This window comes from Leucobacter chromiireducens subsp. chromiireducens, from assembly GCF_016758255.1.
GTDB lineage: Bacteria > Actinomycetota > Actinomycetes > Actinomycetales > Microbacteriaceae > Leucobacter > Leucobacter chromiireducens.
Window position 1 is genome coordinate 149,701 of record NZ_QYAD01000002.1, and the last position, 13,760, is coordinate 163,460.

General features: G+C 68.2%; 14 protein-coding genes. 5 read left to right on the forward strand and 9 right to left on the reverse strand.

All coding sequences use genetic code 11. The features are described from left to right. Positions 1-7: 7 nt before the first annotated feature. Positions 8-1,429 carry a PhoH family protein gene (locus D3226_RS06810; RefSeq protein WP_202382150.1) on the forward strand — a complete coding sequence of 474 codons (1,422 nt, stop codon included), beginning with the start codon at positions 8-10 and terminating at the stop codon, positions 1,427-1,429. Here D3226_RS06810 and D3226_RS06815 read toward each other — a convergent pair. Next, complete coding sequence (locus D3226_RS06815) at positions 1,426-2,166, reverse strand: FCD domain-containing protein (protein ID WP_202381687.1); 741 nt, start codon at positions 2,164-2,166, stop codon at positions 1,426-1,428. The two genes, D3226_RS06810 and D3226_RS06815, sit on opposite strands and share 4 nt — an antisense overlap. A 53-nt stretch (positions 2,167-2,219) precedes the next feature. On the opposite strand from D3226_RS06815, the gene D3226_RS06820 reads away from it, so the two are divergent. Next, positions 2,220-3,578, forward strand: a complete 1,359-nt coding sequence (locus D3226_RS06820) for an MFS transporter (protein ID WP_202381688.1) — start codon at positions 2,220-2,222, stop codon at positions 3,576-3,578. A gap of 15 nt (positions 3,579-3,593) precedes the next feature. Here the strand turns inward: D3226_RS06820 and D3226_RS06825 are convergent, their stop codons facing one another. From D3226_RS06825 to D3226_RS06845, 5 genes are all read right to left on the reverse strand, one after another. Then, entirely contained in the window at positions 3,594-4,130 is a 537-nt protein-coding gene (locus D3226_RS06825) for a tetratricopeptide repeat protein (RefSeq protein ID WP_202381689.1), read from the reverse strand. Positions 4,131-4,217: 87 nt separating this feature from the next. Continuing rightward, on the reverse strand, positions 4,218-5,624 hold the full coding sequence (locus D3226_RS06830) for an aspartate ammonia-lyase (protein ID WP_202381690.1): 1,407 nt from the start codon (positions 5,622-5,624) through the stop codon (positions 4,218-4,220). A 45-nt stretch (positions 5,625-5,669) separates the two neighbouring features. Further along, the gene (locus tag D3226_RS06835) at positions 5,670-6,344 is read right to left on the reverse strand and encodes a carbonic anhydrase (RefSeq protein ID WP_202381691.1); all 675 of its coding nucleotides are present in this window, start codon (positions 6,342-6,344) and stop codon (positions 5,670-5,672) included. Then, positions 6,341-7,036: a DUF4245 family protein gene (locus tag D3226_RS06840; RefSeq protein WP_202381692.1), complete on the reverse strand. Its 696-nt coding sequence runs from the start codon at positions 7,034-7,036 to the stop codon at positions 6,341-6,343. The genes D3226_RS06835 and D3226_RS06840 overlap by 4 nt, the downstream gene beginning before the upstream one ends. 2 nt (positions 7,037-7,038) lie before the next feature. Then, the gene (locus tag D3226_RS06845) at positions 7,039-7,302 is read right to left on the reverse strand and encodes an exodeoxyribonuclease VII small subunit (RefSeq protein ID WP_202381693.1); all 264 of its coding nucleotides are present in this window, start codon (positions 7,300-7,302) and stop codon (positions 7,039-7,041) included. A 97-nt stretch (positions 7,303-7,399) separates the two neighbouring features. Between D3226_RS06845 and D3226_RS06850 the strand changes: the two genes are divergently transcribed. Then, positions 7,400-8,584, forward strand: coding sequence for a hypothetical protein (locus D3226_RS06850; protein ID WP_202381694.1), 1,185 nt, complete (start codon positions 7,400-7,402; stop codon positions 8,582-8,584). A 42-nt stretch (positions 8,585-8,626) separates the two neighbouring features. Here the strand turns inward: D3226_RS06850 and xseA are convergent, their stop codons facing one another. Next, on the reverse strand, positions 8,627-9,841 hold the full coding sequence (xseA, locus tag D3226_RS06855) for an exodeoxyribonuclease VII large subunit (protein WP_202381695.1): 1,215 nt from the start codon (positions 9,839-9,841) through the stop codon (positions 8,627-8,629). Between the two features lie 141 nt (positions 9,842-9,982). Between xseA and D3226_RS06860 the strand changes: the two genes are divergently transcribed. Both D3226_RS06860 and D3226_RS06865 read left to right on the forward strand, forming a co-directional pair. Further along, on the forward strand, positions 9,983-11,014 hold the full coding sequence (locus D3226_RS06860; protein WP_202382151.1) for a 4-hydroxy-3-methylbut-2-enyl diphosphate reductase: 1,032 nt from the start codon (positions 9,983-9,985) through the stop codon (positions 11,012-11,014). A 135-nt stretch (positions 11,015-11,149) separates the two neighbouring features. Continuing rightward, on the forward strand, positions 11,150-11,791 hold the full coding sequence (locus tag D3226_RS06865; RefSeq protein ID WP_237462557.1) for a M15 family metallopeptidase: 642 nt from the start codon (positions 11,150-11,152) through the stop codon (positions 11,789-11,791). A 54-nt stretch (positions 11,792-11,845) separates the two neighbouring features. On the opposite strand, the gene D3226_RS06870 is transcribed toward D3226_RS06865, so the two are convergent. Further along, positions 11,846-12,667 (reverse strand): DUF6264 family protein, encoded by an 822-nt coding sequence (locus tag D3226_RS06870; RefSeq protein WP_202381697.1) that lies wholly within the window; start codon positions 12,665-12,667, stop codon positions 11,846-11,848. After that, a complete protein-coding gene (gene fbaA, locus D3226_RS06875; RefSeq protein ID WP_202381698.1) occupies positions 12,667-13,695 on the reverse strand; it encodes a class II fructose-bisphosphate aldolase in 1,029 nt (342 codons plus the stop codon). Before fbaA ends, D3226_RS06870 begins: the two co-directional genes overlap by 1 nt. Positions 13,696-13,760: the final 65 nt, after the last annotated feature.

Genomic DNA, 13,760 nt, shown 5'->3' on the forward strand with positions numbered 1-13,760 from the left:
GGCCGAGATGAATCACCCCGCATTTCACCCCGCAGCACCGACCGAAACACCCACTCTGGGCGCCGCGCACGACGCGAATCCCGCATCTGTTACTCCCGCGCTCTCGGAGCCGCCCGAGCAGGAACGTATCGCGGGAAGCGAGGAGCAGCTCCGCACCTACGTGCTCGACACCTCGGTGCTGCTGAGCGATCCGCGAGCGCTGTTCCGCTTCGCGGAGCACGCGGTCGTCTTGCCCGTCGTCGTGCTGACGGAGCTAGAACAGAAACGCCACGATCCCGAACTTGGGTACTTCGCGCGGCGCGCGCTGCGCTTCCTGGATGAGCTGCGGTCCGCGCACCTCCGGCTCGACTTCCCCGTGCCCGTCGGTGAGGCAGGTGGCACCCTGCGCGTCGAACTGAACCATACGAGCACGGATGGGCTGCCCTCGGGTATGCGTCTCGGAGGCAACGACACCCGCATTCTTGCGGTGGCGCAGAACCTCGCGAGCGATGGCTGCGAGGTGACGGTCGTGTCGAAGGACCTGCCGATGCGATTGAAGGCCGCGGCTCTGGGCCTGGGGGCGGAGGAGTACCGCGCCGAACTTGCTGCCGACGACACCTACACCGGCACGGCCACCCTGTCCATTGACGAGGCCGAGATGGCGGCGCTCTGGGAGAGCGAGCGGCTCGACGGTATCGAGGCCGCCGAAGAGTTTCCGCGTGGTACCGGCGTGGTGCTGCACTCGCCGCGTGGTTCGGCGCTCGGGCGTATCGATGGCCCCGGCGGCCTGCACCTGGTGCGGGGCGACCGCGAGGTGTTCGGGGTGACCGGTCGGAGTGCCGAGCAGCGGCTCGCGATCGACCTGCTCCTTGACCCGCAGGTGGGCATCGTCTCGCTGGGCGGCAGCGCGGGCACGGGCAAGTCCGCGCTCGCACTCGCGGCGGGGCTGGAGGCGGTGCTCGAGCGACGCCAGCACCGCAAGGTGATGGTGTTCCGGCCGCTGTACGCGGTGGGCGGGCAGGAGCTCGGGTACCTTCCCGGCGATCACCAGGAGAAGATGGGCCCCTGGGCGCAGGCAGTCTTCGACACTCTCGGCTCGATCGTGTCGGAGAACGTGCTCGACGAGGTGGTCGCCCGCAACCTGATTGAGGTGCTGCCGCTCACGCACATCCGCGGACGTTCGCTGCACGATGCGTTCGTGATCGTCGACGAGGCGCAGTCGCTCGAGCGCGGAGTGCTCCTCACCATGCTCAGTCGCATCGGCCAGAACTCCCGCGTGGTGCTCACGCACGATGTCGCGCAGCGCGATAACCTCCGCGTGGGTCGCTACGACGGTATCGCGGCGGTCATCGAGAAGCTCAAGGGGCACGCGCTCTTTGGGCACGTGACACTCACCCGCTCCGAGCGCAGCGATATCGCAGCGCTCGTCACGGAGCTCCTGGGGGACTAGCGGCGCTGCTCGCCGCGGCCGGCGGTGTTGGACTCGGCTTCGCCGGCGTCCCACACCTCGGTCGCGGCGAGGTTTTCCTCCGCGCTTGCCGCTGCGGCGTCGGGGTCGCGTCGTCGAATCGCCTCGAGCACATCGTCGTGGCCGCGGGGCTCGTCGCGGCAGAATCCCTCGCGCTGCTGCGCTGAACGCATCGACTCGTGGAGGCGGGGGAGCAGCGCGGTGTAGACCTCGAAGAGGATCGGATTGCGTGCTGCGCGGGCGATCGCCTCGTGCACCGCAACGTCCGCCTCGACCCACTCTTCGTCACTCGAAGCAGAGCGCGCCGCGAGCGCGTCGGCGATGCGTGCCGTGTCGTCTTGTGTGGCGCGCTCCGCGGCGAGACGCGCGAGCTGGGGTTCCAGCGCGCGTCGCGCCTCCAATACATCGCGCAGGCTCGCACCGGAGCGTGCGAGCGCGCCCGGTACCTCGCTCCGTGCGCGCACGAATGTGCCGTCGCCGCGGCGAATCTCGAGCATGCCGGAGTACTGCAGCGCGCGCAGCGCCTCGCGAAGTGTGCCGCGCGCGACGCCGAGCGAGGCCATGAGCTCGGGCTCGGGGGGAATGCGCTCTCCCACGGGCCAGCGGCCCTCGCTGATCTCGGTGCGGAGACGCTCGACGACCTGATCGCTGAGCGACAGGCGCTGCACCGGGTCCAGCAGCTGGGCGCTGTCGCGGGTGGGTTCCGATTTGGGGGTCACATGTGTCATGATAGTCCCCGACAAATGGTTAGACGTTGGACGTTTGGAACTTTATGACCGCAACAGCTCCGGTGCGCATCGTCGCACCCGCTCCAGAACACGCCTCGAGTGCCCCCACCGAGCGAGCACGGCGCCGCGCGCCGCAGGGCGCCGTGCTGATGCTCATCGCCCTCCTGCTTGTCGCAGTGAACCTGCGCCTCGCGATCACGAGTGCGAGCGCTTTGCTCACCGCGCTCACCGACGCCGGTGCGCTCACCGCTGCGACCGTGGTGCTGATCCCCGCGATTCCCACCGCGGTGTTCGCCGTTGCGGGCCTCGGCACCGCGAAGCTCGCCGCTCGATTCGGGGTCGAGCGCATTGTGCTCGTCGGCCTTGTCGGCCTCACTGTGGGCCTGCTCTTGCGCGGCGTCCCCAGTCCCTGGGTCATCGTGGCCGGCACCATCGTGGGCACGGGCGGGCTCGCAATGGTCAACATTCTGCTTCCCGCTGTTGTGCGCGGCCATTTCCCGAACCGAATTGGGCCCGTGACCACCGCGTACACGACGCTCATGTCGCTCGGCGCGGCGCTGGCGGCAGCGCTCGCGGTGCCGATCGCCGCGGGGCTCCAGTCTCCCGCACTCGGGCTCGCGGCGTGGGCGCTTCCCGCCGCGATCGCACTCCTCGTGTGGCTGTTCGCCATTCGGGGGATTCCGGCGGCTGCGGCCCCGGTTTCCGCAGCCTCGGTTTCCGCACCCCCGGCGACGCCGGCCGCGAAGACCGCGCCGGAGACCATGCCGGAGAACGCTGCTGCGGCACCCGCTCGGCGATCCCGATCCGCGCGAGAGCCGCTGCCGCACGGCACCTGGTTCCTCGCGGGGTACTTCGCGCTCCAGGCGCTGCTCAGCTACGTGGTGATGGGCTGGCTGCCCTCGATCGCGCAAGACGCGGGGCTGCCCGCCGGGCGCGCGGGCATGCTGCTCGGCATTTCGATGGCCATCGGCGTGGTGGGAACTGTCCTTGTGATGGCACTCGGCCGCACCCCGGCGGGAATGCGCCTCGGCTTCGGCATCGTGGGAGTCTCGAACCTCGTTGCGCTCGGTGGGCTGCTGTTCGCGCCGGCAGCGCTCCCCGAGGTGTGGGCCGCGCTCTTCGGGCTCGGCATGTGCGCCTTCCCGCTCGTCCTGGCACTCATCGCAGGCTTCGGGCGCGATGCGCAGGAGTCGGCGCGGGTTTCCGGCCTGGTGCAGTCCGTTGGCTACTCGGTCGCGACGCTCGGCCCGCTCGGTGCGGGAGCCGCGCGCCAGCTGCTCGGCGACTGGAACGCGGTGATCATTGCGCTCGCCGTGTGCACGGTGGCGCAGTTCGTGATCGGCGTGCTCGTGACGCGCGTCGTCGAGCGGCGTCGCGCGGCGGCTGCCCAGGCTGTGGCGTAGCCGCGCCTGATGCGCCTACGTCGCGGAGTTCTTCCTGAGCTCGGCGGCGTACCCGCGCAGGGAACGCTGGTAGCGAGGCACGTGCGGGATCAGCGCCTCAAGCGCCACTGCGAGCGCCTCGTCTGCGCGCCCGGCGGAGTGCAGCGCGAGCGCAAGAAACGCATCGGGGGCTGCGCCATGCGCGGGATCCCGCTCGCCCGACTCGAGGAACGCGACGGCCTCGGCGGTTCGGCCGAGGTTTCGCAGCGTCGAGCCGTACTGAACCGTGAGCTCCGCGCGTGCGGGCCCCGAGAGCCCCAGTTCGAGCGCGCGCTCGTACAGCTCGGCGGCGCGGGCTTCATCGCCGGCTGAGTCGTGGGCGCCGCCCAGTTCGAACGGGCCGCGCGGATCCGCGGGGTCGAGTTCAGCGACAAGCGCGCCGATGCGTTCCACGACCTCGGCCTCGGTCAGGGCGTCGTCTGCCCACACCGCGTCGACGCGGTGCTGCCAGTCTGTGCCGGCGCCTGCGTTCTTGTACTCGGGCTCGTACGCGGGCGGGGTCGTCTCGGTCATGCGAACAGCCTAGTCAGCCGCCTCACAGCACCGCGGGGTGGTGCAGCCGAAGCCACACCGCCCCGCGAGAGTACTCAGAAGCGTGAACTACTTTGCGACGCCCGGGTGGGTCATCGAGAGCAGGTCGAGCGCCTTGTCGAGGTCGGCCTCGGTGACATCGCCGCGCTCAACGTAGCCGAGATCGATCACGGCCTCGCGCACCGTGATGCCCTTGGCAACCGAGTGCTTCGCGATCTTCGCCGCGGCCTCGTAGCCGATCAGGCGGTTGAGGGGCGTGACGGTCGACGGGCTCATTCCCGCGAGCGCCGCCGCACGGTCGAGGTTTGCCTCGAGGCCAGCGACGGTCTTGTCCGCGAGGACCACCGACGCGTTCGCGAGCAGGCGGACCGACTCGAGCAGCGCGGTGCCCATGACGGGGATCTGCACGTTGAGCTCGAACGAGCCCGAAGCGCCCGCCCATGCGATGGTGGCGTCGTTGCCGATGACGCGCGCGCACACCATGAGCACGGCCTCGGGAACCACGGGGTTCACCTTGCCCGGCATGATGGACGAGCCCGGCTGCAGATCGGGGATGTGCAGCTCGGCGAGGCCCGTGTTGGGGCCCGAACCCATCCAGCGGATGTCGTTGTTGATCTTGGTGAGCGACACCGCGATCGTGCGGAGCGCGCCCGACGCCTCAACGAGGCCATCGCGGTTGGCCTGCGCCTCGAAGTGGTTGCGTGCCTCGGTGATGGGCAAGCCGCTCGACTGCGCGATCTCGGCGATGACCTTCTCGGGGAAGCCGAGCGGGGTGTTGATGCCGGTACCGACTGCGGTGCCGCCCTGGGGGACCTCTGCCACGCGGGGGAGGGCCGCGTCGATGCGCTCGATGCCGTAGCGGATCTGCGCGGCGTAGCCGCCGAACTCCTGGCCGAGGGTCACGGGGGTCGCATCCATGAGGTGGGTGCGGCCAGGCTTCACAGCTTCCTTCCACAGCTCAGCCTTCGCCTCGAATGCCTCAGCGAGGTGTGCGAGTGCGGGCTTCAGCTGCTCGATGAGCGCGCCGGTCACGGCGATGTGCACCGAGGTCGGGAACACATCGTTCGACGACTGCGAAGCGTTGACGTGGTCGTTCGGGTGCACGGGGGCGCCGAGGTGCTTCGTCGCGAGGGTGGCGAGTACCTCGTTGGTGTTCATGTTCGACGACGTGCCCGAGCCGGTCTGGTAAGTGTCGACCGGGAACATGTCGTGGTGTGCGCCACCGATGACCTCATCGGCAGCCGCGACGATGGCGTCGGCGATCGGCGCCTCGAGGATCCCAAGCTCCTTGTTCGCGATTGCGGCTGCGCGCTTGATACGTGCGAGCGCGACGATCTGCGCGGGCTCCAGGCCGGTGCCCGAGATGGGGAAGTTCTCGACGGCGCGCTGCGTCTGCGCAGCGTAGAGCGCGTTCTTCGGAACGCGGACTTCGCCCATCGTGTCGTGCTCGATGCGGTACTCGATCTCTTCGGTCACAGCTGTCCTTTGTCTGAGAGGGGTGGGTAGGTCAAGAAATGAAAGCTAGTCAAGCGGCGCGAGCTCAAGCTCCACCGGGCCGACGACCGTGTACGGCACAGCGCGACCCTCGGTGAGGCGGTATTGGCAGCCGACCACGGCGAGGCGCCCGGCATCCACCGCGTCGCTGATCGCGCGCGAAGTGCGCAGCAGCTCGTTCACGGTTGCTGCGAGGTGAACACGGCCCACGGCGTTCGCGTCGATCTGCGACGCATCCGCGTAGGGGGTATCCGTGCGACCCTTCAGCCAGAGCTGTTGCACAGCCGGCTGAATCGGGGCGAGCGTGTGTCGTACCGACGCGGTGGTCTCGCTCGGCGTGCGGCTCGACTGGTCGATGGCCGCGGCAACCGCGCCACAGGAATCGTGCGCGAGCACCACGATGAGCGAGGCGCCCAGCTCGGTGACCGCGTACTCCATCGACGCCGTGATCGACTCGGCCACGACGTGCCCCATGTTGCGAGCGATGAAGAGGTCACCCAGGCCGCAATCGAAGATGATCTCTGCGGCAAGACGCGAGTCCGAACACCCGAAGAGCGCGACATCAGGGGTCTGCGAGTTGACGAGCTCCGAACGGCGCTCAACATCCTGATTCGGGTGGGCGGACACGCCCGTGACGAAGCGCTCATTGCCCGCCGCGAAGGAATCCCAAGCCTGCTGCGGGGTCACGCGGGGCGCGGTCATTCGGTCTCCTTTGGTGCGGTGGTTGCGGCGGCGCCGTCTGGCGTGCCGAGCGACTCGGCAACCTGAGCCGCGAGTACGCGGAGGGTCGCGGGGGAGTCGGTGCCGTAGACGAGGATCGTGTCGTTGCCCCAGGTGCCCTGTAGACCGAAGAGCATGTTCGACTCCTCCGCCTTGCGGTCGGGGTGGTCGTACACGATCCAGTCAATGCCGCCGATCTGCTCGGTGCCCGTGGGGGCCTGCTGCTCAAGCTGCTGCGAGATCCACAGCTCGGGCACTGGCTCGCCGGACGCGGTGAAGCCTTGAGTCACCGCGGCATACGCTTCGTCGGCGGTCGTGTAGTTGATCTGCCACGAGGTGACCCCGCTGCCGGAGCGGAGGAGGGCCTGCTTCGCCTTCCAGTCATCCCCCACGGCGGGTGCTGCGAGCGTCCGCCCAGCGCTCGGGCTGGCCTCAGTGGCGAGCTCGGAAACGTTCACCGTGTGGTCCTCAAAACCGCCTACTCCGCGCGGCACCATCAGCCACATCACGAGCACAAGTCCGAGCGTCACCAGGAGCGAGAACACCAGGTTATTGACGGTCTTGCGCTGCCTGTAGAGGCGGCTATCGCGTGCCTTCCGCGCCGCGGTTTCCGCGGTCGTCTCGGGGCGGCCGAGCTCCGCAACAACGACCGGCGGTTTGTTCTTCTTCGCCATCGCTACGCGCGGCCCTCCATCGAATCAGTGCCTGCGGCATCCGCTGTTCCGGCCCCGGCTTGCTGGCGTGCCGACTCCAGGCGCTGACGCGCACCGAGCAGCCACTCCTCGCAGCGTGCCGCGAGCACCTCACCGCGCTCCCAGAGCGTCAGCGACTCCTCGAGTGTGCTGCCGCCCTGCTCAAGGCGCTGCACCACCTGAATCAGTTCGTCGCGCGCCTCCTCATAGCTGAGCTCGACGGGATCCCGGGTCTCGGAAACAGACATGTGGCACAGTCTAGCCGCCGTGGCTCACCAGGGGCTGCGTGTCGAGCACCATCCCGCACTTGCGGCACCCCGCGGGGTGCGCGCTAGGCTTTTTCGAATGCTTCGCCTGCTCTGCTTCATCGGTGCCGGAATTCTTCTCGGCGGAATCGTCTCTGCCATCGTCGGGCCACCGGGCGCTGCGGCCTGGGCGGTTCCCGTGGGGATCATCGTCACGGTGTTCTCGGCGGTAATGCTCGGGATTGGCAAGTCCCTGCGCGGGGTCAGCCTGCCGGCGCCGGAACTCGTCACCCGGGCCACCGACGATGGACGCTTGGGCCTTGCGCGAATCGATCGACTCACGCAGACCGGCACCTACATCAACGAGCAGCCGCTGTGCGACCTCGAGCTCACGGTGCAGCCGCTGAGCGGCGCCGCCTATCGCACCACCGTGCGGCGCATTGTGCAGCTCACGGAGATCCCGCGCTTTCAGCCGGGCAGCACCCACGTCGTCGCACTTCTCGCGGCCGGCACACCCGACGTCGCGATCACCGAGCACGATGCCTCTGCCGAAATCTGGTCGGACACCGAGGTTCCGCCAGCCGCCACCGCTGGCCCACTTCTTCCCCCATCCTCGGGCGGGCTGACGCGCGACGGCTCCGGGCGGCGGCCCCTCATCGGAATGGGAAAGCGAAGCAAGCCGATTCGGATCACGCTGTTCGTGCTTGCCGGTCTGCTCGCCGGTGCTGCGGTCGTCTTCCCGTACCGGGCGGGGCTCGCCGAGACGGTGGCGGCGATCCCGCAGGGCCAGCTCCACGCCGACTTGCGCACCGGCGACTCCCTCGCCGGTGCGCTCACTGCGCTCACGGCTGAGATCGGCCATGATCAGGTGCGCTCCATCACCGTCTCCTCCGACCTGGTGCGCGTTGAGGCACCCGTGAAGCGCGACAGCTTGAACGTCGACTCGTGGTATTACCGCCGTGGCAGCGTGACGCACACCGGCGCGGGATCGACGCAGCCCAAGTCCGCCAGCGAGTTGTTCTCCGTGTCAGAGCTTGACGGCGCAGCAGTGCAGCAGGCGCTGCAGGATGCTGCGCGACTCGTTGATGACGAGATCGATACCAAGGAAGCGCTCGCCGACGCGATGTACTCGGTCGAGCGTACGCTCGCTCACGACCCCGACGACCCGTGGAACACGGACCGCACGGGCCCGGTGACGGTGAACTTCTCCCTGAGCGATGCGTACCGGAGCACGAGCTTCCGCGTGGAAGCTGATGGGAGCGATCTCGTTCGCACGGATCAGTAGGGTGCCCGCATGCGCGGGAGGCGGGTCAAAGTGCAGGAGACGCTACCCCTGAGAGACCGCGCCGATCCGTCCGTCCGCGAGTGCGATCGTCAGCTCGGTGCCCGCGGGCGCGCCGGCCGTGCCGCGCAGCACCGTGCCGTCGGCGAGCTGGATGATTCCGTACCCCCGCTCCATCGTGGCGCGTGGCGAGAGCGCGGTCACCCGCGCGCGCAGATCGGTGAGCTCCCGCCGGCGGTCTTCGACGGCGCGATCAGCGAGCTCGGTGCCCCGCGCGATCCATCGCACAAGCTCCTCCGCGCGCTCATCAATCAGGCGCTCGGGGGTGCTCAGCACGGGGCGCCCACGCAGCTGCGTTAGGCGGTCAGTCTCGTGGGCGAGGAGCTGGCTGAGCCGCGAGGTCATGCGGGCGCGGGCCTGATCGATTCCCGCGAGTTCTTCGCCAACATCGGGGACCACGCGCTTCGCCGCGTCCGTGGGGGTGGACGCGCGAAGGTCGGCCACCTCGTCGAGCAGCGGTCGGTCGGCCTCGTGGCCGATCGCCGAGACGATCGGGGTCGTGGCTGCCGCAGCCGCGCGCAGCACGCGTTCGTCGCTGAAGGGGAGGAGATTCTGGAAGTCGCCGCCGCCGCGGGCGACGATGATCACGTCAACTTCCGGATCCTGATCGAGCGCCTCGATACCCGCCGCCACTTCGCCAGCAGCTCGATCGCCCTGCACTGCGGCGTAGTGCACGCGGAACTGCACACCGGGCCAGCGCAGCGTCGCATTGCGCACCACATCTTTCTCGGCGTCCGAGTCGCGGCCGGTGACGAGGCCGATTCGCCCGGGGAGGAACGGGAGCGGGCGCTTCCGATCTGCGTCGAAGAGCCCCTCCGCCTGGAGCTGTCGGCGTAGGCGCTCGAGGCGCTCGAGTAGCTCGCCAAGTCCCACGTGCGAGAGCTCAAACACCTGCACGGTGAGGGAGCCGCCCTTCACCCAGAAGTTGGGTTTCACGAGTGCGATCACGCGGTCGCCCTGCGCAAAGTCGCTCGTGAGGCGCTGCGCGACCGAGCGCCACACCGTGAAGCTCACAGTGGCGTCCTGCCCCAGGTCCTTGAGCTTGCCGTAGACGTGGCCGCCGCGCACCTGCCACTGCGTGATCTCGCCCTCGACCCACACCTGGCCGAGCCGGTCGATCCAGGCGGCGATCTTCTCGCTCATGAGGCCTACCGGCCAGGGGGTATCCCGGGTTGCGGGCGCGTTTCCTGATTCGGCCATGCGACCACCCTACTGATCGGGATCGGGGTTTGCCGCCGTCCCCGCGAGCATTGAGGAAGGGCGGGTAGAATCTTCTGCATGACTACGACCGTGCAACAGCCCGATCAGCGCACCATCGGCGCCCCCGTTGTGAGCCTCGCGATGCCGCGCATGCGGCGCGAGGTCGGCCGACTCAAAAACCTGCCCGTGGAAGGCGAGAAAAAGGTGCTGCTCGCCGCGCCACGCGGCTACTGCGCTGGGGTGGATCGCGCGGTTGTTGCCGTCGAGAAGGCGCTCGATCGCTTCGGTGCTCCCGTGTACGTGCGCAAGCAGATCGTGCACAACGTCCACGTCGTCAACACGCTCGAGAAGATGGGCGCCATCTTCGTCGAGGAGGTCGACGAGGTGCCCGAGGGCGCAAACGTCGTGTTCTCCGCGCACGGAGTTTCTCCCGCGGTTGTGCAGGCCGCTGACGATCGAGGCTTGCACGCCATCGACGCAACCTGCCCTCTGGTCACCAAGGTGCACCGCGAAGCCGTGCGCTTCGCGAAGCAGGATCTCGAGATTCTCCTTATCGGCCACACCGGGCACGAAGAGGTTGAAGGCACGGCCGGCGAGGCTCCCGAACACATCACGATCGTCAACTCGCCCGAAGACGTCGACACACTTGAGGTGAAGAACCCCGACAAGCTCGTGTGGCTCTCGCAGACCACGCTTTCGGTTGACGAGACGATGGAGACGGTGCGCCGCCTGCGCGAGCGTTTCCCGAACCTGCAGGATCCGCCGAGCGACGACATTTGCTACGCCACGCAGAACCGCCAGGTAGCCATCAAGAAGATTGCTCCGCAGGCTGACGTGGTGCTGGTTGTTGGCTCGTCGAACTCGTCGAACTCGGTGCGACTGAAGGAGGTCGCACTCGAGTACGGTGCGAAGGCGGCCTACCGTGTCGACTTCGCGAGCGAGGTGCAGCAGGAGTGGCTTGCGGGTGCTCGCACGATCGGCGTGACGAGCGGCGCCTCGGTGCCTGAGGTGCTTGTACAGGAGCTGCTCGATGATCTCGCCGACGCCGGGTACGCCGACGTTGAGGCGACGGTCACCGCTGAGGAAGACCTCGTGTTCTCGCTGCCGAAGGAGCTCCGTCAGGACGCCAACGGCAAACGCGATGATCGTGCGCTGGGCGGTCGCGTTCGCTAGGTTTCGCTCACGCGATATGCCCGCGGGGACACCTGCGGTGGAGACCTCCGGGACACCTGCGCGGGCATATCGTGAGCGTATGCTCCCGGGCATACGACGTGGCAACACCAGTCTTGCTGGACTGGACGTATGTTCATGTCGTATCGTTCCCGCGCGGCCAACGCCGCAATCGCTGCAATTATCGCGACGCTTGCCGTCGCAACCATCGTCGGGGGCGCGCTGCTTCTGCAGACGGGCGAGCGGGCGCGCGCTGAGCAATCCCCCGGGGCACAGGGGTCGAGCGGCGGGTTCGGCACGCAGCAGGCCTCAGATCAGGATCCCGAGCAGCGCTTTGGCGGCAACGGCTCTGTCGACGACCCCAACGGAATCGCGGTTGACGCTGACCACCCCGGAGTCCGTGGCCTCGATCCCGAGCTGCGTGAGGCGGTGCAGGCGGCAGCCGCTCGTGCAAGCGAGGAGGGGGTGGAGCTGCGGCTGAACTCTGGGTGGCGCAGCGCTGACTACCAGGCCGAGCTGCTCGCGGACGCGATCACCGAGTATGGCAGCGAGGAAGAAGCTCGTCACTGGGTTGATACGCCGGAGCGCTCGGCGCACGTGCGGGGCGACGCTGTCGACATTGGCGGCCTCGAAGCGGCACTTTGGGTCGGTCAGTACGGTGCCGAGTTTGGTCTCTGCCAGACCTATGCGAACGAGAACTGGCACTTCGAGCTCGCTGAGCTGGACGCCGACGGGTACTGCCCCGCAGCATACGAAAGCGCCGCCGCCCGCCCGGATTGAGCGTGCGACGGCGCTGGCCGTGTTGCCGAAGGCGGGAGTGCTCCCTGAGCCGGCTTAGGGCTGCTGCATCTCCTGCAGCGACTCGAGCATCTTCGAGAGCGCCCCGTTCGGATCCGCCTCAATCTGCTGCATAATCTCGGGCGCACCGTTCATGGCGATCATCGGGACCACCATCACGATGATGAACGCGATGACTGCCGCGACGAGCGGTACCCAGAAGGTGATCTTCCGGGCGCGCATCCGCTGAATCGAGAAGAGTAGGTTGAGCGCCCAGACGAGCAGCACGACGAGCGCGCTCACCATGCCGAGCGTGCCGACCCAGCTCGCCACCTTGGGCTCGTCCATTCCGATGAGCGTGCCCATCAGGCTGATCTGGCTTTCCAGACCAAAGAAGGAGCGGGCAACGCTGAGCGCACCGAACGCACCGAACACGAGCAGGATGATCGTGATGATGCGATCGCCCGTGCGGGGGCGCGGGGCGCCGGGCATGCCGTACACCGGGCCGGGCTGGGGCGCAGCCGCGCGGTAGGCCTGCTGATCTCCGGGCTGCTGCGTGAACGGCTGCGCCTGCTGCTGGTTCGGCTGCTGCTGCTGGTGCGCCTGCGGCTGGGTGCCCGTGGCACCCGTCGCACCGGCCGCCGCGGGGGCGCCCAGGTTGTGGGGAACCCCGAGGTTGCTCGGTGCGGCGGCCTGCGGGGCTGCATCGCTGCCCTCCGGCTTCCACTCCCAACCCTCCGGCGCGTACTCGCCGTACTCGGGCTGTGCGGGCCGGGGCTGTACCGGCTGCGACTGTGCGGGCTGCTGGGGCTGTGCCTGCTGGGGCGCCTGCGCCGGCTGGGTCGCGCCGGTGTTGGTTTCGTCGCGCGGTTCGGACACTAGGCGCTCACCGACTTCCCGGCGGAACCGAGCTGCTCAGCGGCCAGCGCGATGCGCGCAGCCATGCCGCTCTCGGCAACCTTGCCGTAGGCGCGCGGGTCGTACTGCTTCTTGTTGCCCACCTCGCCGTCGATCTTCAGAACACCGTCGTAGTTCTTCAGGATGAAGTCGGCGACGGGACGCGTGAATGCGTACTGCGTGTCGGTATCGATGTTCATCTTGATGACGCCGTTCCGCACAGCCTCTGCGATCTCCTCGGCCGAGGAGCCCGATCCGCCGTGGAAGACGAGGTCGAGCGGCTTCTCGCCGGTGCCGTACTTCGCCTGCAGGCCAGCCTGGATCTCTGCGAGGAGCTCGGGGCGCAGCTTCACGCCGCCCGGCTTGTACACGCCGTGGACGTTGCCGAAGGTGAGCGCGGTGAGGTAGCGGCCCTGCTCACCAAGGCCCAGTGCCTCGACCGTCGCGACAGCGTCGTCGAGCGTGGTGTAGAGCTGATCGTTGATCTCGTGTGCGATGCCGTCTTCCTCGCCACCGACAACGCCGATCTCGACCTCGAGGATCACATTGATCGCCGCCATACGGGGGAGCAGCTCCTTCGCGATGTCGAGGTTCTCGCCGAGGGGCACTGCCGAACCATCCCACATGTGCGACTGGAAGTAGGGGAGACCGCCCTGCGCCACGCGCTCCTCGCTCGCAGCGACGAGGGGCAGCACGAAGTTCTCGAGGTGCTGCTTCGGGCAGTGGTCGGTGTGGAGCGCGACGGTGATGTCGTACGCCTTCGCGACCTCTTCAGCGAACTTGGCGAACGCAATCGCACCACCGACGCGGTTTGACACGGTGTGTCCTGCGAAGTAGTCGGCGCCGCCGAAGCTCACTTGGATGATGCCGTCAGAGCCGGCCTCGGCGAATCCCTGGAGTGCAGCGTTCAGAGTCTGCGAACTGGAAACGTTCACCGCGGGGAAGGCGAAGCCGCCTGTCTTCGCGGCGTCGAGCATCGCTGCGTACTGTTCCGGGGTTGCGACGGGCATGTGTGCTCCTCGTGTTGTGTGATGTTGTAGTGCTGCTGTGGCTGCGCCTACGATGACGGATCCGT